Here is a 19302-nt window from a genome sequence, read left to right on the forward strand (position 1 = left end):
CGGGGCCTTTGGTCCCTCGCCCGACCGCGACACGCCGAGTGGTAGATTCGCACCATCCGCCCGGATGGAGGTGGCATGCAGCACCCCGCGCCGCTGTCGTTCCCAGAAGGTCCGCGAGCCGAGTTGGACCGCGCCCTGAGCGAGCTCGTCGAGCGCGCCGGCGAGGTCATGCGCACCCAGGGCCGGCTGCGCGCCCTCCTCAACGCGACGCGTTCGGTCATCGGCGAGATCGAGCTCGACGAGGTGCTGCGGAGCATCGTCGCATCGGCCGTCGAACTCGTCGACGCCGAGTACGGCGCGCTCGGCGTGCTCGCCCCGCAGGGCGGCCTGGAGGAGTTCGTCCACGTCGGCATGCCGGACGACGCCGTGCAGCAGATCGGGCACCTGCCCGAGGGGCGCGGCCTCCTCGGAGCGCTGATCGACCACCCCGATGCGATCCGGCTCGACATCATCGCCGACGATCCGCGATCGGTCGGGTTCCCCGCCGGGCATCCGCCGATGCGGTCGTTCCTCGGCGTGCCCGTGCGCGTGAGGGACGAGGTGTTCGGCAACCTCTACCTGACGAACCGGCGCGGCGGCGCCTTCAGCGACGAGGACGTCGAGCTCATCTCCGCCCTCGCGACCGCTGCCGGGCTCGCGATCGACAACGCCCGCCGCTACGCCGAGGCCCGGACGCGCGAGGCGTGGGCAGCGGCGTCAGCCCAGGTCGTCTCGGCCCTGCTGAACTCGTCGGTCGACGGGTCGGCGGCCCTGCTCGCCGACGAACTGGTCGACCGCGGCGCCGCGGATCGCGTCGCGATCCTCGTGGGCGACGATCGCACGTCGGTCCGGGTCCTCGAGGTGCGAGGCGAGGAGGCCGACGCCTGCCTCGCCGGCAGCGTGATCGACGCGGAACGGACCCTCGGCGCCGTCGTGCTCGAGGGCGGCGAGACGCGCGCGACTCCGGGCGGGCGCGTCGAGCAGCCCGACGCGCTGGCGCTGCACCACGACGGGTCCTGCGGGCCGGTGCTCTTCGCCGCCCTGCGGTCGGGCGGTGCGCCGCGCGCGGTGATCGCCGCCGCCCGCCGGCCGGGCGCCCCGCACTTCACGGCGGCGGAGATGCGCATCGCCGAGGACCTCGCCGACCGCGTCTCGCTCGCACGAGAGCTCGCCGCCGCACGAGAGGCCCAGCAGCGCGGTCTCCTGCTCGAGGACCGCGCGCGCATCGCACGAGACCTCCACGACCACGTGGTGCAGCAGCTCTACGGCGCGGGGCTCGACCTCGAGGCCGCGGCGGCGGACTCACCAGGCCCGGTGGCCGATCGCCTCGGATCGGCCGTCGAGGCGATCGACGAGGCCATCGCCCAGGTGCGCACGATCGTGTTCGCCCTGACGCCGCAGGACGGCGGAGCGCCGACGCTGCGCCACCGCGTGCTCGACCTCGCCGGCTCCGCATCGCGGCACCTCCCCCAGCCCGTGGCCGTCTCGTTCGCCGGCCCGGTCGACCTGCTCTCCGGGGGCGCGCTCGCGGACGAGCTCGCCGCGTCGGTCCGGGAACTGCTGTCGAACGCGGTGAAGCACTCCGGCGCGGCATCAGTCACCCTCACCGTCGTCGCCGCCGAGGGACGCGTGACGGCCGAGGTGTCCGACGACGGACGCGGCATGGGCGACTCGGCTCGGCGAAGCGGCCTCGAGAACCTCCGCGTCCGCGCCGAGCGGCTCGGCGGCGCATTCGACCTCGCCAGCAGCCCTGCCGGGACCCGAGCCCGGTGGACGGCCCCCCTCACCCCCACGGAAGGAGACCCGACGACATGACCCGCGTGTTCCTCGTCGACGACCACGAGATCGTCCGCCGCGGCGTCGCGCAGCTCCTCGACCGCGAGCCCGACCTCGAGGTCGTGGGCGAGGCCGGCACGGTCGCGCAGGCCCTCGCCCGGATCGAGGCGACGTCGCCGGACGTCGCGGTGCTCGACATGCGGCTGCCCGACGGCGACGGCATCGACCTCTGCCGGGAGCTGCGGTCGCGCCATCCCGAGCTCGCGTGCCTGATCCTGACGGCGTACGACGACGACCAGGCCGCGATGTCGGCCGTGCTCGCCGGCGCCGCCGGGTACGTGCTGAAGAACGTGCGCGGCACGACCATCGTCGAGGACGTGCGGAAGGTGGCATCCGGCCGTTCGCTCATCGACCGGTCGATCGCCGCACGCGTGTCGCAGCAGGCGAAGGCCGCCGAGCACGACGACCCGCGGTTCAGCGCACTGAACCTCCGCGAGCGCCAGGTGCTCGCGCTCATCGCCGACGGCCTCACGAACCGCCAGATCGGCGAAGAGCTCGGCCTCGCGGAGAAGACCGTCAAGAACTACGTGTCGGGCCTGCTGTCGAAGCTCGGCTTCGAGCGGCGCACGCAGGCCGCGATCTACCAGATGGAGCGGCGCGCGCACGGCGACGCCTGACCGGCCGAACATGCGGGACGGGCCCGGGGCGATCGCCCCGGGCCCGTTCGCGTGCGTGCGGTGACTCCTTAGAAGTCGAAGTCGCCGATGTTGTCGGCGTCGAAGACGTAGGGGTCGCCGAGCAGGACCGCGCCGTCGGCGCCGACCTCGTACGAGCCGAGCTTGCCGGCCTCGAACGTGTCGCCCTCCTCGCCGGTGATCTCACCCGTGATCAGCGCCTGCGCCGCGTACGCGGCCAGGTAGCCCAGGTCGGCCGGGTTCCACAGCGCGAACGCGGTGACCGTGCCGTCCTCGACGTACTCGCGCATCTGGTTCGGCGTGCCGAGGCCGGTCAGCGCGACCTGGCCCTGGTACTCCGAGGTCGAGAGGTAGCGGGCCGCGGCCGCGATGCCGACCGTGGTGGGCGAGATGATGCCCTTCAGCTCCGGGTAGGTCTGCAGCAGCGCCGCGGTCTTGTCGAACGAGGTCTGGTCGTCGTCGTCACCGTAGACGACCTCGACGAGCTCGATGTCGGGGTGGCTGGCGGCCAGCTCCTCCTCCATCATCTCGATCCACGCGTTCTGGTTCGTCGCGTTCGCCGACGCCGACAGCACCGCGATCTGGCCCTCGTCGCCGATCTGCTCCGCGATCAGGTCGACCTGGACCTTCGCGATGCCCTCGGCGGTGGCCTGGTTGATGAACAGGTCACGGCACTCCGGGTTCGTGTCCGAGTCGAACGTGACGACCTTCACGCCGGCGCTGGACGCCTCGTCCAGGGCGTCGCAGATCGCCTCCGGGTCGTTCGCCGAGACCACCAGGGCGCCCACGCCCTGCTGCGCCGCGGTCTGGATGAAGCTGACCTGCGACGTGGGCGACGCCTCCGACGGGCCGACCTCGGCGAACTCGCCGCCGAACTCCTCGACCGCCTCCTGGCCGCCCGCCGACGAGGTGTCGAAGTACGGGTTGCCCAGGTTCTTCGGCAGGAACGTGACCGACAGGTTCGCGTCCCCGCCGTCGCCGCCGTCACCCCCGCCATCGCCGCCGCTGGACGAACAGCCCGTCAGGGCCAGGACCGTCGCGGCCGCCGCCGCCGTGATCGCCACGCCGAGACGGCGCGAACGGTGCTTGGTGAACATCGTTGTTTCCTTCCTTGGTGCCGGATACCGACTGTGTGTGATTCCAGGTGGAGCGCTCAGGACGGCGACGCCGCCAGTTCGCGCTCCTTCTTCTTCCCGATCGCCGAGATCCGCCGACGGCGGAGCCAGGCGAGGAGGCTTGCCGACACCACCGACAGCACGAGCAGCACGCCCGTGATGACGTTGATGATGTCGCTCGTGACCCCGGCGAGCCGGAGGGCGCTGCCCAGCGTTCCGATGAGCAGCACGCCGGCGATGACGCCGTGCAGGGCGCCGCGGCCGCCGAAGATCGACACGCCGCCGAGGAGGACCGCGGCGATGACCTGCAGTTCGAGTCCGGTGGCGTTGTCGCCGCGGGCGTTGTTGTACAGCAGCGTGAAGTAGACGCCGGCGAAGCCGGAGATGGCCCCGCTCATCACGAAGAGCAGGAACTTGGTGCGCCCGACGTCGATGCCGGAGAAGGCCGCGGCCTCCTTGTTCAGGCCGATGGCGTAGAGCGAGCGGCCGAACGGCGTGAAGTGCAGCAGGATCGCGAAGGCGATCGCGAGCACGACGAACGGGATCATGATGCCCGGGATCGGCGTGCCCGGGATGTTGTCGCGCGCCAGGTCGGACCAGAACTCCGGGAAGTCGGTGATCGCGGTCGTGCCGAGGAGGCCGACGGCGATGCCGCGGAAGAGGGCGAGCGTGCCGATCGTGACGGCCAGCGAGGGCAGCCCGACGACCGTGACGAGGAACCCGTTGACCACGCCGGCGAGCGTGCCGACGAGGATCGCCGTGACCGCCGCGAGTGCGAACGGCCACCCGGCCTGCGTCAGGATGCCGGTCATCACGCTGGACAGCCCGACGATGCTCGCGACCGAGAGGTCGATCTCCTCGGTGATGATGATGAGCGTCATCGGCAGCGCGATCAGCAGGATCGGTGCGATGTCGCGCAGCAGGTACGTCACCGTGAGCGGGCTGTCGAAGTTGGGCACGACCGCCAGCGAGACGGCGATGACGACGATGAGCAGCCCGATGATCGCGGCCTCGCGGTTCAGGAGCACGCGTCGCCAGAGGGGCGTCGCGTAGGCCTGGTACGTGCGGGTCGTGCGCGTGTCCGGTGCGGGCGCCGGTGCCGTGGCGGTCATCGCACTTCCTCCCTCGCCTCGATGAGCTTGCGGTGTTGTCGGACGGCGAGCATGCGGTCGAGCACGATCGCGCCGATGATGAGGGCGCCGACCACGGCGCGCTGCCAGAAGTCCTGGATGCCGAGGATCGGCAGCGCCCGGTTGATGGTGAGCAGCAGGTACGCGCCGATGGCCGCGCCCCAGAGGGTGCCGACGCCGCCCGAGATCGCGACGCCGCCGATGACCGCGGCGCCGATCGCCTGCAGTTCGAGCCCGGTGCCGGCGCCCGAACTCACCGTGCCGTATCGCGCCGCGTACAGCACGCCGGCGAGGCCCGCGAGCGAACCGCTCAGCACGAACGCGGTGAGGATGCGGCGCGTGACGCGGAGGCCGTAGAGGTGGGCCGCATCGGGGTCGGACCCGATCGCGTAGAACTCGCGCCCGCTGCGGAGGTTGCGCAGCACCCACGCCGCAACGACGAGGACGACGACGGCGATGATGGTGAGGATCGGGATGAAGAGGATCTGCCCCGTGCCGAGCCCGCGGAAGGCGGCCGGGAGGTCGGACGCGTTGATGCGGTCGCTGCCGGTCCAGGCCACGTTGATGCCGCGGTAGATGTACAGCGTGCCGAGCGTGATCACGAGCGCCGGAACCTTGGCGAACGCGACGAGCGCGCCGTTGATCAGTCCGAGCACCGCCCCGAGCGCGATGCCCCCGAGGAAGACGGCGAGGATCGGGATGCCGGGCACGTCGATGAAGAGCCGCCCGGTGAGGTAGGCGGTCAGGCCGAGCACGGAGCCGACCGAGAGGTCGACGTTGCGGGTGATGATCACGACCGCCTGGCCGACGGCGACGAGCATGAGCAGCGACGGGGTGAGGAGCAGGTCGCGGAAGCCGTCGGGCGAGAACAGGAAGTTCGGGTTGACCATGGTCGCGGCGACGATGACGGCCAGCAGCGCGATCAGGATGCCGGTCTCGCGCGCCTTGAGCAGGTGCGAGACGATCCTGGTCGCCGCGGACGGCGCGGACGGTGCGGGCGGGGCTGCGGTCGCGGTCACTTCGCGTCCTCCTTGTCGGCCGTGGCTGCGAACATCACGGATTCGGGGGTCGCCTCGGCGCGCGGGAACTCGCCGGTCAGCCAGCCCTCGCGCATCACGAGCACGCGGTCGGCCATGCCGAGCACCTCGGGCAGCTCGGAGCTGATCATGAGGATGGCGATGCCCCGCTGGGCGAGCTCGGAGAGCAACCGGTGGACCTCGGACTTGGTGCCGACGTCGATGCCGCGCGTCGGCTCGTCGACGATGAGCACCTTCGGCTCGGTCGCGAGCCACTTGCCCAGCACGACCTTCTGCTGGTTGCCGCCGGAGAGCGTGCCGGTCTCGGCGTCGAGGGCCGCGGTCTTCACCTCGAGCCGGCTCGACCAGACCGCGGCGGCGGCGTTCTCGGCGCGGCTGGTGAGGAGGCCGCCCTTGGCGAGGGTGTCGCGGATGGCGAGCGTCACGTTCCGGGCGACGGATTCGTCGAGCACGAGGCCCTGCTTGCGCCGGTCCTCGGGAACCAGCGCGAGGCCGCGCGCCATGGCGACGCGCGGGTTGCCCTTGGGCAGCTGCACACCGCCGACCGCGACCGTGCCGGACTCGTACGGGTCGACGCCGAACACGGCCCGGGCGACCTCGCTGCGACCGGCGCCGACGAGGCCCGCGAGCCCGACGATCTCGCCGGCGCGCACCGTGAAGCTGATGTCGTGGAAGACGCCCGGCCGGGTGAGCCCCTCGACCACGAGCACGTCGTCGCCGATGTCGGCGGGCAGCTTCGGGAAGAGCTCGGCGACGTCGCGGCCGACCATCTGCCGGACGAGTTCGTCGACGCTGGTCTCGGCGATCGCCTCGGTGGCGATGTAGCTGCCGTCGCGCATGACGGTGACGGTGTCGCACAGCGCGAACACCTCGTCGAAGCGGTGCGAGATGAACATGAGCGCTCGGCCCTCGTCCCGGAGGCTGCGGGCGACGGCGAAGAGGCGCTCGACCTCGACGCCCGAGAGCGCGGCGGTCGGCTCGTCCATGATCAGCACGCGGGCATCGAGGGAGATCGCCTTCGCGATCTCGATGATCTGCTGGTCGGCGATCGAGAGGCCGTCCGTGATCCGGTCGGGGTCGATCGAGACGCCGAGACGTCCGAAGATCTCCTCGGCCTCGGCGCGCATCGCCTTGCGGTCGATGCGCCCCAGGCGGTTCGTGGGCTGGCGGCCCATGAAGATGTTCTCGGTGACCGACAGGTCGGGGAACAGCGTCGGCTCCTGGTAGATGACGGCGATGCCGGCGGCCTTCGACTGCGCGGTCGAGTGGAAGTCGACGTCGTCTCCGCGGAGCTTGAAGGTGCCCGCGTCGCGCCGGTACAGGCCGGCGATGATCTTGACGAGCGTCGACTTGCCGGCGCCGTTCTCGCCGATCAGCGCGTGGATCGATCCCTGCTCCAGGGTGATGGTGCCGGAGCGGAGGGCGACGACGGCGCCGAACGACTTCACGACCTTCGACAGCTCGAGCGCCGGCGGCGCGGGGGTCGTGGGGGGCTGGGCCACAGTCACGTCCTCCTCCTTGAGGTGAAAATTCATGAATCGATTCAGACTCGATTCAGGCATACTCTATGGAGGACATCGACGAGGGTCAAGTCCGACCCGGACGGATGACCTCGAAGTTCGATTGCAAAGGAGCAGGATGGCCGCGGTCAGCATTCGCGACGTCGCCCAGCACGCGGGCGTGTCGGTGGGCACGGTCTCCAACGTCCTCAACCGGCCCGGCGAGGTGTCGGCCGAATCGGTCCGGCGCGTGCAGGAGGCGATCGAGGCGCTCGGGTACGTGCGCAACGATGCCGCCCGCAAGCTGAGGGCGGGCGTGAGCACGACCGTCGGGTTCGTGGTCCTCGACGGGCAGAACCCGTTCTTCGGCGACGTGGTGCGCGGCGCGGAGGACGAGGGCTCGAGATCGGGCATCGCGATCCTGTACGGGAACACCGACGAGGACCCGAAGCGCGAACGCATGTACCTCGACCTCTTCGAGGAGCAGCAGGTCCGCGGCGTGCTGATCTCACCCTACGGCGACATCAGCCCGCGCCTCGCGCGATTGCGCTCGCGGGGCATCGCGGCCGTGCTCGTCGACCGGTTCAGCGGGGACGGCCGGTTCAGCTCGGTGTCGGTCGACAGCGTCGCCGGCGGGCGGATGGCGGTGGAGCACCTGATCGCGACCGGTCGACGCCGCATCGCGTTCGTGGGCGGCCCGTTCGAGATCCGCCAGGTCACCGACCGCCTCGCGGGGGCCCGTGCCGCCGCCGAGAACACGGGCGAGCCCGTCGACCTCGAGGTCGTCGCGACCGATGCGCTGACGGTCGCGGACGGGGCCGCCGCCGGCGCGCGGATCATCGCGCGCCCCCGCTCCCAGTGGCCCGACGCGATCTTCGCGGCGAACGACCTGCTCGCGCTCGGCCTGCTGCAGGCGCTCATCATGGACGGCCGGATGCTCGTCCCCGACGACATCGCCCTCATCGGGTTCGACGACATCTCGTTCGCCGCGGCCGCGGCCGTGCCGCTGTCGTCGATGCGGCAGCCCAGCCGGATGATCGGACGCACCGCGCTCCGCATCCTCCTCGAGGAGACGGCCGACCCCGAGCTCATCCCGCGCCAGACGGTCTTCCAGCCGGAACTCGTCGTGCGCGCCAGCACGGCACCGCGGCGCTGACCTCGACGGGTGCGCTCGCCCGGCGCCGTCGGTGGCAGGGCATAGCGTGCGAGGCATGACGACGGATGCCCCGGCCTGCACGGCCGTCGACGAACTCGGGCGGTGCGGCGCGCCCGCCGAGCCGGGCGCACCGCTCGCGCTGTGCACCGTGCACCTGCTCGCCGCCCACGACTGGGTCGCGCGCGAGCACGGCGTGACCGACGTGCTGCCCGGCGCGTGCCTCGTCTGCGGATCGCGCGTCGGCGTGCGGTACCCGTCGGGCTGGGTGTGCGCGGCCTGCGAATGGCGGGTCGGCGAGGTGCCGGATGCCGAGCTCCCGCCGCCGCGCGTCGACGTCGTGTACTACGTCCGCTGGCGCGAGCGCGTCAAGATCGGCACCTCGTCGAACCCGAGACGGCGGCTCGCAACGATCCCGCACGACGAGGTGCTCGCGTTCGAGCGCGGCGGGCGAGTCCTGGAGCAGCGCCGCCACGCCGAGTTCGCCTCGTCACGGTGGCCCGGGGGCGAGTGGTTCCGCTTCGACGAGCCGCTCGTCCGGCACGTCGCGGAGCTCGCGGACGGCGAGGACGACCCGTGGAACCGCTACGAGCGCTGGCGCAGCGAGGAACTCGCCCGCCGCGCCTGAGCGCCCGGGTCCCTACGACCTGCCGTGCCGCGGCTTGCGGGGCTTGCGGTCGCTCGATTCGCCGCCGTGTCCCTGGTCGCCGGACCCGCGGTCGTCGGCGCGATCCCGGTCGTACCCGCGGCCGCCGCCCTGCCCTCGGTCCCGGTCGTACCCGCGGTCGCGGTCGTACCCGCGGTCGCGGTCGTACCCGCGGCCGCCGCCGTACCCGCGGTCGCGGTCGCCGTCGCGCCGATCCCGGTCGTACCCGCGGCCGCCGCCGTAGCCGCGCCCGCCGCCGCCGCCGCGACGGTCATCGTACTGACGACGCGGCCGCCCGCCCGTGTCGAGGCGGAGGTCGATCAGCCGGCCCGAGATGCGCGTGTCGGCCAGGCGCTCGAACACGTCCTTCGGGAGGTTCGCGGGCAGCTCGACCAGCGAGAAGTCGGCCTGGATGCGGATCGCGCCGAAGTCGTCGCGATCCAGTCCGCCCTCGTTCGCGAGCGCGCCGACGATCTGGCCGGGCATCACGCGGTGGCGCTTGCCGACGTCGAGTCGGTAGGTCGCCATGCCCTCGCGGGGCCGCCGCTCCGCGCGGTCGCGACCGCCGTCGCGCCCGCCGCGGTCGTCGCGCTCGAACCGGTCGCGGGCGCGCTCGCGCGGCTCCGGCTCGGCCTCCATGAGCAGCGGAGATTCGCCCTGCGCGACAACGGCGAGCGCGGCGGCGACATCCGCCTCGGGCACGTCGTGGTGGCGCACGTAGTGGGCGATGATGTCGCGGAACCCCTCGATGCGGCCCGACTGCTCGAGTGCCGCCGAGATGCGGTCGTCGAACCGGGAGAGCCGCGACTCGTTGATCTCGTCGACGCTCGGCAGCTGCATGGGCGTCATCTGCTGCTTGGTGGTCCGCTCGATGCGGCCGAGCAGGCCGCGCTCGCGCGGAGTGACGAAGCTGATCGCGTCGCCCGTGCGGCCCGCGCGACCGGTGCGGCCGATGCGGTGCACGTACGGCTCGGGATCGGTGGGGATGTCGTAGTTCACCACGTGCGTGATGCGCTCGACGTCGAGGCCGCGGGCCGCGACATCCGTCGCCACCAGGATGTCGAGCTTGCCGCTCTTGAGCTGCTCGACGGTCCGCTCGCGCTGCGCCTGCGCGATGTCGCCGTTGATGGCCGCGGCCTCGTAGCCGCGCGCGCGGAGCTTCTCGGCGAGCTCCTCGGTCGCGTTCTTCGTGCGGACGAAGATGATCACGCCGCCGAAGTCCTCGACCTCGAGGATGCGCGTGAGCGCGTCGACCTTGCGCGCGTGCGCGACGACCAGCACGCGCTGCGTGATGTTCGCCGAGGTCTGGGTCTTCGCCTTGACCGTGATCTGCTCGGGGTCGTTCAGGTACTGCTCCGACATGCGCCGGATGGCGGCGGGCATGGTCGCCGAGAACAGTGCGACCTGCTTCTCCTCCGGGGTGTCGGCGAGGATCGTCTCGACGTCCTCGGCGAAGCCCATCTTCAGCATCTCGTCGGCCTCGTCGAGCACGAGGTACTTCAGGCCCGACAGGTCGAGCGTGCCCTTGTCGAGGTGGTCGATCACGCGACCGGGCGTGCCGACGACGATGTGCACGCCGCGGCGGAGCGCGGAGAGCTGCACGCCGTAGCCCTGGCCGCCGTAGACGGGCAGGATGTGCAGGTCGGGCAGGTGCGCCGCGTACTTCTCGAACGCCTCGCAGACCTGCAGTGCGAGCTCGCGCGTCGGGGCGAGCACGAGCGCCTGCGGGCTCCGGTCGGAGGTGTCGAGGCGCGCGAGGATCGGCAGCGCGAACGCGGCGGTCTTGCCGGTTCCGGTCTGCGCGAGGCCGACGACGTCGCGCCCCTCGAGGAGCGTCGGGATGGTCGCGGCCTGGATGGCGGAGGGCGTCTCGTAGCCGACGTCGTCGAGCGCCTTGAGCACGGCCCCCTCGAGTCCGAGGTCGGCGAAGGTGGGCGTCTTCGGCTCCTCGGGAGCCTCGGCCTCGGTGGGGATGTCGTCGGAAGTCACATTTCAGGGTAGACCTCGGCCCTGTGCAACCGCCCCATGCGGTGACGGATGGCGCGACCGCGCGCCGCGCCTACCCCCAGGTCCGTGCGCTCCGCGCCGCCCAGTACCCCGTCGGGTCCTCGGCGAGCGCCGCGAGGGCCGCGGCATCCGTCGTCGGCGCCCTCGAGGCGAGGTTCGCGTCGAGCTGGCCGGGCGTCATCGCCCCGGAGAGCACGACGTCGGCCCACGGCTGGGCGCGCGCCGCACCGATCGCGAGCGCGTCGAGCGCCTGGCCGTCGACCGCGGCGAGCGCAGCGGCATCCGCCTCGTCGCCCGCGGGGGTCAGCCGTCCGTTCGCGACGGCCTCCTTCACGACGACGAACCAGCCATCGCCGTGCGCCCGCGCGAGCGCGTGGCCGACGGAGGGTTCGAGGAGGTTCCACGTCGCCTGCACGGTGCCGAAGGGCGTGTCGGGCAGGGTGCGCGCCGCGTCGAGGGCGTCGGCCTGGTGCGGCCCGCTCGTCGAGATGCCGACCGCGATGCCGGATGCCGCGAGCCCGCGCAGTCGGTCGAGCAGCGCCTCGTCGGCGAGCGCCGGGCTCGCGGGCGTCAGCGAGTGCACGAGGTACCGGTCGGGCGCGCCGCCGAGCGCGGCGAGGGTCTCGGGCCACTGGCGCTCGAGCATCGCGAGCGAGTGCTCCTTGCGCTCGTGCACCTCGGCGTCCATGCGCCAGTCGCCGACGTAGGCGTAGCCCCACTTCGACTCGATCGCGAGGTCGGCCCGACGCTCGGGGCGCGCGGCGAGCCACGACCCGAGGAACGCCTCGGCCCGCCCGTACGACCGGGCGGCGTCGATGAAGCGGATGCCGCGTTCCCACGCCGCGTCGAGCATCGCGTGCGCGCGGCCACGCATCGCGTCGACGCTGCGGTCGTCGCCGAGCGACTCGTCACGCCCGGCGGTGATGTACGCAGGTCGGCCGAGGGCGGCGAGGCCCAAGCCGAGCGGGGCGAGCCCCGGGCTCCCGGATTCCGTCGATTCGTGCACGGTGCGTGAGCCTACGCGGCCCCGGCGGCCGACGCACCGGCGGAGTACGCTCGTCGAGGATCGGGACGAGACGGAAGCGGAGGCCGGGCGTGAGCCGAGGGAGCGAGCAGCGTCAGGTGACGATCGACCGGTTGACGCGGGCGGCGCGCATCGCGCTCGGGTCGGGGCGGGCGCTCGACGACCGGCTGATCGCCGACATCTGCGAGCAGAACGGCGTGCACCCGACGGCGTTCCGCCGGTTCTTCTCGACCGACGACGCCCTGCTCGACTCGGTGAACGAGCAGCTCGTGCACGACTGCGTGAGCCGGCTCCGTTCGGCGGTCGACGCGTTCGACGCGATCGACATCGTCGAGTCCGAGCGCGACGCCGACTCCCCCGATCCCGTCGAGGTCGCGGCACGCATGCTCGCCGATTCGTGGCCGCTCGATCGCGGCGGCCTGATCATCCGCGCGCAGCGGCGGCTCCGCGCGCTGACCTCGCAGGGCGGCGGCGGCGACGCCGCGGCGGCCGCCGAGCGGTCGTTCGTCGAACGCCTGGTGCCCGTGTTCGATGACCTCATCGCGAAGCTCGACCGGCGGTTCACCTGGTCGCCGACGCTCGCGGTGCGCGTCGTCGTCGACACCTACGAGCGGTCGTTCGAGAGCTGGCTGCTCATGGGCAACCGCGAGGAGGACTTCGACGCGTCGCCGTACGCGACCCGCACGCTGCCCGTGCTGCTCCGCGGCACGAGCGAGCCGCTTCCGCCGACCTGACCTCGGCGCGGCATCCGCTTCGGGCTTCGACGTCGCGCCGCGCGCGCGCCGCGACCACCCGCGGCCACCCGCGACGCGCGCGGGCGCGAGGGTACGCGACGAGCGAAACGCCCGCTGCGGGGTGGCGGTCCTCGGCCCGATCTGGAATCGTGGCCGACTCGCGATCAGAGGAGGACGACATGCTCACACTGACCGACACCGCGGCGACCGTCGTGAAGGAGATCGTCGCCGGCAACGGCGCCCCCGAGGGATCGGGGCTGCGCATCGAGGCCGAGGACCAGGACGCCACCCAGTTCGGCGTCTCGATCACGCCCGCCCCGGAATCGGGTGACGCCGTGGTCGAGCAGTCGGGTGCGCGCGTGTACCTCGGCGAGCGCGCGACCATCGCGCTCGACGACAAGACGCTCGACGCGAGCGTCGCCGAGGACGGCCGCGTGTCCTTCGACATCCTGCCGCAGGCGCTCTGACGCCGCGTCCGCCCTCGGGCGGCGCACCGCCCTGGGCGGCGCAGGCGACGGGTCGGTCCCGCCGGACTCCGGTTCGGCGGGACCGACCCGTCTTCCGTTTCCCCTGGGCGGCCGGATCGGCGCGCCGCGCGCGGCGCGGGCCGTCGTCCCTACGTCGGCGTGCGCGTCCGCGAGCCTTCGGAGCGGATGAGCGAGATGGCCACGATGGTCCCTGCGATGCCGAGCGCCGCGTCGACGAGGAGCGCGTTGCGGATGCCGGCGGTGAAGGCGGCGGCGGCGAGCACGATCGCCGTGTTCACGCCCAGCCCGAGGGACCCGCCCGCCACGTTGCCCATGTAGACGATGCCGCCGGCGAGGCTCGAGTCCTCCGGGCGCACCGCGGTGACCGCCGCAGTGGTGACCGCTGAGAAGTAGAGCCCCACCCCGATGCCGCACAGGACGAGCCCGGGGACGAGCGGAAGGTAGCCGGTGCCGATCGTGAGGGCGATCACCAGCACGCCGCCCGTGAGGCAGGCCGCCCCGATCCCGACGACGAGCCGGCTGCCGATGCGGTGGTACAGCGGGCCCGCCGCGAACGACACCGTGGCGAACGTGAGCATCATCGGCAGCAGGCCCGCGCCGGCCGCGAGCGCGCTCCACCCGAGTTCCTTCTCGAGGTACTGCGGCACGTAGACGAGCACGCCGAAGAAGACCGAACCGAGCAGCACGATCGAGATGAGCGCGCCGCTGAACTGCCGACTGGCGACGACCCGGGGCGGCACGAGCGCGTCGTCGCCCTGGCGTCGCTGCACGAGCACGAACACGGGCAGCAGCAGGACACCGATCGCGATCATCCCGAGCACCCACGGCGAGGCGAACGAGTTCGCGCTGCCGACGTCGAGGGCGACGAGCACGAGCACCACCGCGGCCGACAGGCTCGCGATGCCCGCGAAGTCGACGCGAACGCCGCCGCCCCGCGCCGACTCGGGGACGTTGCGCATCACGACCAGCACCGCGAGCAGTGCGACGGGCACGTTGACGAAGAAGATCCAGCGCCAGCCGAGCGTGTCGGTGAGGATGCCGCCGAGCAGGGGTCCGATCGAGTTGCCGAGTCCGGCCACGCCGATGATGAGGCCGCCCGCGAGACCGCTCCGCGACTTGGGCATGATGTCGTAGACCATGCCGAGCACCGACGGCCACATCATCGCACCGCCGATGCCCATGAGGGCCCGCGCCGCGATCAGGAGCCCGATGTTCGGCGCGAGGCCGCCGAGCAACGAGAACGCGGCGAAGATGAGCGCGCCGATCACGAAGACACGACGCCGGCCGAAGAGGTCGGCGAGCCGCCCGCCCGTGACGATGAGCACGCCGAACACGACGGTGTACCCGTTGATGACCCACTGGGCGCGGTTCAGGCTGCTGTCGAGGTCGTGCTCGATGCTCGGCACGGCGACGGTCAACGCGGTGAAGTCGTTCGCGACCACGAGGATGCCGAGCGAGAGCGCGACGAGGGTGACGATGGAGCTGCGGTCGAGCCGCTCTGACGTGCTCGCGTCGGCCATGGAACCCTCCCCCGTGGGTTCGGCACCCGTCATCGGGTGCGCTCGGCGCAAGGCTCCCAGACCTGCTCCCCGCCTGCAACCCCGGCGCCGACGGCCGGGCGGGTGCTACCGCGACTCGTCGTCCTTCGCCGACGGATGGTGCACGCCGCGGTGGATCTCGACCACTCGGGCCCCGCCGGTCCATGTCGGATCGTCGAGGATCGACAGGTCGTCCATGAAGCGCCGGATGATGTGCGCGAGCGCCCGGGCGTGGCTGAAGTTGATGGCGTGCGCCGCACCCTCGATCGTGACGGCCAGCACGTGGTTGTCGACCTGCCCGGCCACCTCCTGCACGCGCGCGGGTCCGGGCATCAGCGGGTCGCGGTCGCCGAGGACGACGAGCGTCGGCAGCTGGAGGGCGAGCAGGCGCTCGAGCGACGGGTACTGCGTCAGCGCCCGGAAGAGCTTGAGCGTGCTCGGCACGCCGAACCGCGCGTAGTCGGGCACGGCGACGCGCGCCATCCGCGGCGGCTCGCGAGTGCCGTCCTGCGCCAGCTGCCCGATCGCACGCGACAGCGGACGGTTGTACACGCCGCCCGCGGGCGACACGAGCACGGCGCGCTCGATGCGGTCCGGGAAGCGGTCGGCGAACTCGAGGATCACGGGGCATCCCATCGAGTTCCCGACGAGCGTGGCCGTCTCGACGCCGCGGTCGTCGAGGAACCGGGCCGCGGCCTCGGCCAGGTCCGGGATGTCGAGTCCCTGCGGGTGACGGCCGCTGCGGCCGAACCCCGGCAGGTCGGGGACGTAGGTGTGGAACTCGTCCGCGAGCAGCTCGGCGGTCGGGAGGAGGTACCGGCCCGACATGCCGAACCCGTGCACGTGCATCATCACGCGCGCGTCCGGCGGCGGATGCGGCGACTCGCGGTAGAACACGTCGACGCCGTCGACGACGGTCCAGCGGTCGGTCAATCGCGACGCCGCACGGCGCGGGGTCCGCCGCTCGCGCCACCGATCCGCCGCCGCCGCGCTCGTCTTGGCCATCGACGCACCCCCTCGTCGGGCTCATCTGACCACGACGCACGCACGCCCGGCGGGACCTCCGACCCACGGCGCGGGCCGTGGGCGCCGTCAGTTCGCCGGCGCCGGTGCGGCCTGCTCGGTCGGGCGGTGTTCGACGTCGTCGACGTGCGCACGCGGCATCGCGACCGCGCCGGCGATCGTGGCCACGGCGGCGATCACCACGCCGATGAACACGGCAGCGGATGCCGCCTGGATCGCCGCGGCCGAATGGGGCCCGAGTCCGGACTCGCCGATCACGCCGTTGGCGACCGCACCGAAGATCGCGACGCCGACCGCGCTTCCCATGGACCGCAGGAACATGTTCGCGCCGGTGACGACACCGCGCTCCGACCACGGCACGGACGACTGGGCGGCGATCAGCGTCGGCGAGGCGACGAGGCCGAGGCCGAGGCCGACGACGAAGCAGGCGAGCGCAGTCGTGACGGGGTTGGGCTCGAACGTCGCGGCGACGAGCCCGGCCGCGCCGAGCACGGTGATGCCGAGCCCGAGGAACGCGGTGTTCCGGAATCCGATCCGCAGGTACAACCGACCCGACTGCGAGGCCGAGATCGGCCATCCCAGCGTGAGCGCGGCGACCGCGAGTCCGGAGATGATGGGCGTCGCGCCCGCCGACACCTCGAGGAACGTCGGCACGTACGAGGTGAGCCCGATGAGGACCGCGCCGACGCCGAGCGAGATGAGCGACGTCGTCACGATGAGCCGACGCGAGAACAGCCAGAGCGGCAGCACCGGCTCCGCCGCCTTCCGCTCGATGAGCACGAACACGACGATGAGCACCGCGGCGATGCCGAACGCACCGAGGCTCTGCCACGAGTTCCACGCCCAGGCCTGCCCGCCCTCGAGCACTGCGAGGATCAGCAGCGTGAGCCCGACCGTGAGCACCGCGGCGCCGGCGATGTCGATGCGGTGCCGCTTCCGCTCGACGGTCTCGTGGTAGTTGCGGATCAGCATCCACGCCGCGATCAGGCTCAGCGGGATGTTCACGAAGAAGATCCACCGCCATGACAGGAACTCGGCGAAGAGTCCGCCGAGCGAGGGGCCGATGACGGATGACGCGGCCCACACGCTCGCGATGTATCCCTGCACGCGCGCGCGTTCCCGCACCGTGTAGATGTCGCCCGTGATCGTGATCGAGACGGGCAGCACCGCGCCCGCGCCGAGGCCCTGGATCGCCCGGAACACGATGAGCGAGGTCATGTCCCACGCGAAGCCCGCGAGGATCGAGCCGACGAGGAAGGCCCCGATCCCGACGAGCATGATCGGCTTGCGTCCGACGGTGTCGGCGAGCTTCGCGTAGACCGGCACCGACACGGCCTGCGCGAGCAGGTAGATCGAGAACAGCCACGGGAACTGCGCGAACCCGCCGATGTCGGCGACGATCGACGGCACCGCCGTGGCGAGGATGGTCGCCTCGATCGCGACGAGCCCGGTGCACAGCATCAGGGCGGCAAGTACGGGCCCTCGCTCGGATCGCAGTCCCACCGCGGTCTGTTCCGTCATGCGTCCTCCTCGCCGGGCCGGCGCGCGCACGCGGACCGACCCCGTCTATGGCCAACGCGTCACGGCTCGGTCCATTCCTCATCGAGCGGAACTGGAGCGGGACGCATCCTCCCCGTGGGAACGATCCGACGTCTCCACCCGTCGGACTGCGGGTGCCCGGGCTGCGGATGCTCGCAGCCCATCGACCTCAGGGCCTGCACTGTTGCGGCGCCGGAGCGATCCGCCGACGCTCCGTGCATGCGCACGTCAGACAGTCGCGACGGGCTGACCGCTCGGGCGATCGCGGGAAACCACGTGGTGCTGCTCGCCTTCAGCATGGAGCGCGCCGACATCGAGGCACTTCAGGTCCTCGGCTTCGCGATACGCCGCAGTCGCCACTCCGACGGCGACGTCCGGTGGATGACGGGGATGAAGACGTTCGCGAGCGTCGAGCCCGACCCCCCTCCCGGTGTCGGACGCTCCTCGCGGCGGCATCCGTTCCAGACGTTCCAATGGGCCGACTACTCCGTCGAGGCGAACGCGCGCTACACGTATCGCGTGGTCGCCATGACGGGCGCACCCGGTGCGCTGGTCCCCGGACCGACGGTGGAGCTCGCCGTCACGACCGAACCCGTCGACCTGGGTCGGCACGCGGTGTTCTTCAACCGCGGTGCCATCGCGTCGCAGGAGTACGCGCGCCGGTTCCAGAACCGTCGCCCCGACGACGTGGGGCCGGCGGCCTTCGACTGGCTCTCCCGAGGACTGGTCGAGGGCCTCGAGGCGTTCATCGCCCAGGCGGGAGCCGGTGATGCCCTCCACGGAGCCTTCTTCGAGTTCAAGAATCCGAGGGTGTACGCCGCGCTCCGCGATGCGATCACGCGCGGCGCCACCGTGAAGGTGCTCTACGACGGCGACACGCAGAAGGTCGGGAACGAGGCGGCACTCGCGGGCAGCGGTCTCGACGGCGTCGTGGCCGCCCGGGAGCGGTCCGGGCGCTTCGCGCACAACAAGTTCTTCGTCCTGAGTCGCGCCGGCGTGCCCTCGGAGGTCTGGACGGGGTCGACGAACCTGTCGCCGAACGGCTTGTTCGGCCACTCGAACAACGCGCACATCGTGCGCGATCCCGCCGTCGCCGCGACCTACGCCGACTACTGGGCGCTGCTCGAGCGCGACGTCACCCGGAAGCCCACCGCGATCGAGGCGACCGCCATGACCCCGGCGCCGGCGCCAGTGGGCCCGACCGACACCACCGTGGTCCTCTCGCCGAGACTCGACCTCGACGCCCTCGACTGGTACGCCGAGCTCGCCGGCGCTGCGACGGGCGCGCTGTTCACGACGTTCGCCTTCGGGATGGACGACCGGTTCGTCGAGGTCTACGACCAGACCGACGACGTGCTCCGCTTCGCGCTCATGGAGCGCAAGGGAAACGGTGCGAAGTTCGCGCAGCAGGCCGCCACGATCGACCGCATCCGCCGCCGCCCGAACACGACGGTCGCGGTCGGCGCGCGGATCGAGCTCAACGCGTTCGACCGCTGGCTCGCCGAGACCGACCGCGCCACGGAAGAGGCCCACGTGCTCTACATCCACACGAAGTACCTGCTCATCGATCCCCTCGGCGCGGATCCGGTCGTGGTCGTCGGTTCGGCGAACTTCTCGAAGGCCTCCACCGACACCAACGACGAGAACATGCTCGTCATCCGCGGCATCCAGGCCGTCGCCGACGTCTACCTCGGCGAGTTCATGCGACTGTTCTCGCACTACGCGTTCCGGGAATCGCTCAAGTTCCGGGGCGCGACCTCGCCGGCCGAGGCGTTCGATCGGAAGCACCTCGTCGAGTCCACCGCCTGGGCGGATGCCGGGTACTTCCGCCCGGGCACCGACCGCTTCCTCCGCCGGAGGTACTTCGCCGGGGTGTGACGCCGCGCGGGCGGACCCGGTCCGCGCACGGACTCGCGACT

16 protein-coding genes are annotated in these 19302 nt (G+C 72.0%); 7 read left to right on the forward strand and 9 right to left on the reverse strand.

What is annotated here, in order from left to right; translation table 11 throughout:
* The first annotated feature begins 75 nt into the window (after positions 1 to 75).
* Positions 76 to 1794: a GAF domain-containing sensor histidine kinase gene (locus ABME02_RS13870; protein WP_353815939.1), complete on the forward strand. Its 1719-nt coding sequence runs from the start codon at positions 76 to 78 to the stop codon at positions 1792 to 1794.
* The gene (locus ABME02_RS13875; RefSeq protein ID WP_353815940.1) at positions 1791 to 2432 is read left to right on the forward strand and encodes a response regulator; all 642 of its coding nucleotides are present in this window, start codon (positions 1791 to 1793) and stop codon (positions 2430 to 2432) included. The genes ABME02_RS13870 and ABME02_RS13875 overlap by 4 nt, the downstream gene beginning before the upstream one ends.
* A 68-nt stretch (positions 2433 to 2500) precedes the next feature.
* Here the strand turns inward: ABME02_RS13875 and rhaS are convergent, their stop codons facing one another.
* Genes rhaS through ABME02_RS13895 form a run of 4 tightly spaced genes read right to left on the reverse strand, consistent with a single transcriptional unit; the run spans position 2501 to position 7234 of the window.
* Positions 2501 to 3547 carry a rhamnose ABC transporter substrate-binding protein gene (rhaS, locus tag ABME02_RS13880; RefSeq protein WP_353815941.1) on the reverse strand — a complete coding sequence of 349 codons (1047 nt, stop codon included), beginning with the start codon at positions 3545 to 3547 and terminating at the stop codon, positions 2501 to 2503.
* Positions 3548 to 3603: 56 nt separating this feature from the next.
* Complete coding sequence (locus ABME02_RS13885; protein ID WP_353815942.1) at positions 3604 to 4677, reverse strand: ABC transporter permease; 1074 nt, start codon at positions 4675 to 4677, stop codon at positions 3604 to 3606.
* Positions 4674 to 5714, reverse strand: coding sequence for an ABC transporter permease (locus ABME02_RS13890; RefSeq protein ID WP_353815943.1), 1041 nt, complete (start codon positions 5712 to 5714; stop codon positions 4674 to 4676). The genes ABME02_RS13885 and ABME02_RS13890 overlap by 4 nt, the downstream gene beginning before the upstream one ends.
* Entirely contained in the window at positions 5711 to 7234 is a 1524-nt protein-coding gene (locus ABME02_RS13895) for a sugar ABC transporter ATP-binding protein (protein WP_353816015.1), read from the reverse strand. The genes ABME02_RS13890 and ABME02_RS13895 overlap by 4 nt, the downstream gene beginning before the upstream one ends.
* Positions 7235 to 7370: 136 nt before the next feature.
* Here ABME02_RS13895 and ABME02_RS13900 point away from each other — a divergent pair, with 136 nt between their 5' ends.
* Positions 7371 to 8387, forward strand: coding sequence for a LacI family DNA-binding transcriptional regulator (locus tag ABME02_RS13900; protein ID WP_353815944.1), 1017 nt, complete (start codon positions 7371 to 7373; stop codon positions 8385 to 8387).
* Positions 8388 to 8442: 55 nt separating this feature from the next.
* Positions 8443 to 9012, forward strand: coding sequence for a GIY-YIG nuclease family protein (locus tag ABME02_RS13905; protein WP_353815945.1), 570 nt, complete (start codon positions 8443 to 8445; stop codon positions 9010 to 9012).
* Between the two features lie 12 nt (positions 9013 to 9024).
* Here ABME02_RS13905 and ABME02_RS13910 read toward each other — a convergent pair whose 3' ends face one another.
* The gene (locus tag ABME02_RS13910) at positions 9025 to 11019 is read right to left on the reverse strand and encodes a DEAD/DEAH box helicase (protein WP_353815946.1); all 1995 of its coding nucleotides are present in this window, start codon (positions 11017 to 11019) and stop codon (positions 9025 to 9027) included.
* 70 nt (positions 11020 to 11089) lie between these two features.
* A complete protein-coding gene (locus tag ABME02_RS13915) occupies positions 11090 to 12043 on the reverse strand; it encodes an aldo/keto reductase (RefSeq protein ID WP_353815947.1) in 954 nt (317 codons plus the stop codon).
* Between the two features lie 89 nt (positions 12044 to 12132).
* Here ABME02_RS13915 and ABME02_RS13920 point away from each other — a divergent pair, with 89 nt between their 5' ends.
* Complete coding sequence (locus ABME02_RS13920) at positions 12133 to 12795, forward strand: hypothetical protein (RefSeq protein WP_353815948.1); 663 nt, start codon at positions 12133 to 12135, stop codon at positions 12793 to 12795.
* 179 nt (positions 12796 to 12974) lie between these two features.
* Entirely contained in the window at positions 12975 to 13262 is a 288-nt protein-coding gene (locus ABME02_RS13925) for an iron-sulfur cluster assembly accessory protein (RefSeq protein ID WP_155052478.1), read from the forward strand.
* 149 nt (positions 13263 to 13411) lie between these two features.
* On the opposite strand, the gene ABME02_RS13930 is transcribed toward ABME02_RS13925, so the two are convergent.
* The 3 genes from ABME02_RS13930 to ABME02_RS13940 all read right to left on the reverse strand — a co-directional run bounded on the left by ABME02_RS13930 (position 13412) and on the right by ABME02_RS13940 (position 17365).
* A complete protein-coding gene (locus tag ABME02_RS13930; RefSeq protein WP_353815949.1) occupies positions 13412 to 14803 on the reverse strand; it encodes an MFS transporter in 1392 nt (463 codons plus the stop codon).
* A gap of 105 nt (positions 14804 to 14908) precedes the next feature.
* A complete protein-coding gene (locus ABME02_RS13935) occupies positions 14909 to 15826 on the reverse strand; it encodes an alpha/beta fold hydrolase (RefSeq protein ID WP_353815950.1) in 918 nt (305 codons plus the stop codon).
* A gap of 87 nt (positions 15827 to 15913) precedes the next feature.
* Positions 15914 to 17365 (reverse strand): MFS transporter, encoded by a 1452-nt coding sequence (locus ABME02_RS13940; RefSeq protein WP_353815951.1) that lies wholly within the window; start codon positions 17363 to 17365, stop codon positions 15914 to 15916.
* A gap of 237 nt (positions 17366 to 17602) precedes the next feature.
* On the opposite strand from ABME02_RS13940, the gene ABME02_RS13945 reads away from it, so the two are divergent.
* Entirely contained in the window at positions 17603 to 19261 is a 1659-nt protein-coding gene (locus ABME02_RS13945; RefSeq protein WP_353815952.1) for a phospholipase D-like domain-containing protein, read from the forward strand.
* Positions 19262 to 19302: the final 41 nt, after the last annotated feature.

It is taken from the genome of Agromyces zhanjiangensis, from assembly GCF_040496055.1.
Classification (GTDB): Bacteria; Actinomycetota; Actinomycetes; order Actinomycetales; family Microbacteriaceae; genus Agromyces; species Agromyces zhanjiangensis.

Bases quoted from the DNA above. Each gene is read 5' to 3' on its own strand.
- ABME02_RS13870 (WP_353815939.1), top strand. From the start codon at position 76: ATGCAGCACCCCGCGCCGCTGTCGTTCCCAGAAGGTCCGCGAGCCGAG.
- ABME02_RS13875 (WP_353815940.1), top strand. From the start codon at position 1,791: ATGACCCGCGTGTTCCTCGTCGACGACCACGAGATCGTCCGCCGCGGC.
- rhaS (WP_353815941.1), bottom strand. From the start codon at position 3,547: ATGTTCACCAAGCACCGTTCGCGCCGTCTCGGCGTGGCGATCACGGCG.
- ABME02_RS13885 (WP_353815942.1), bottom strand. From the start codon at position 4,677: ATGACCGCCACGGCACCGGCGCCCGCACCGGACACGCGCACGACCCGC.
- ABME02_RS13900 (WP_353815944.1), top strand. From the start codon at position 7,371: ATGGCCGCGGTCAGCATTCGCGACGTCGCCCAGCACGCGGGCGTGTCG.
- ABME02_RS13905 (WP_353815945.1), top strand. From the start codon at position 8,443: ATGACGACGGATGCCCCGGCCTGCACGGCCGTCGACGAACTCGGGCGG.
- ABME02_RS13925 (WP_155052478.1), top strand. From the start codon at position 12,975: ATGCTCACACTGACCGACACCGCGGCGACCGTCGTGAAGGAGATCGTC.
- ABME02_RS13930 (WP_353815949.1), bottom strand. From the start codon at position 14,803: ATGGCCGACGCGAGCACGTCAGAGCGGCTCGACCGCAGCTCCATCGTC.
- ABME02_RS13935 (WP_353815950.1), bottom strand. From the start codon at position 15,826: ATGGCCAAGACGAGCGCGGCGGCGGCGGATCGGTGGCGCGAGCGGCGG.
- ABME02_RS13940 (WP_353815951.1), bottom strand. From the start codon at position 17,365: ATGACGGAACAGACCGCGGTGGGACTGCGATCCGAGCGAGGGCCCGTA.
- ABME02_RS13945 (WP_353815952.1), top strand. From the start codon at position 17,603: ATGCGCACGTCAGACAGTCGCGACGGGCTGACCGCTCGGGCGATCGCG.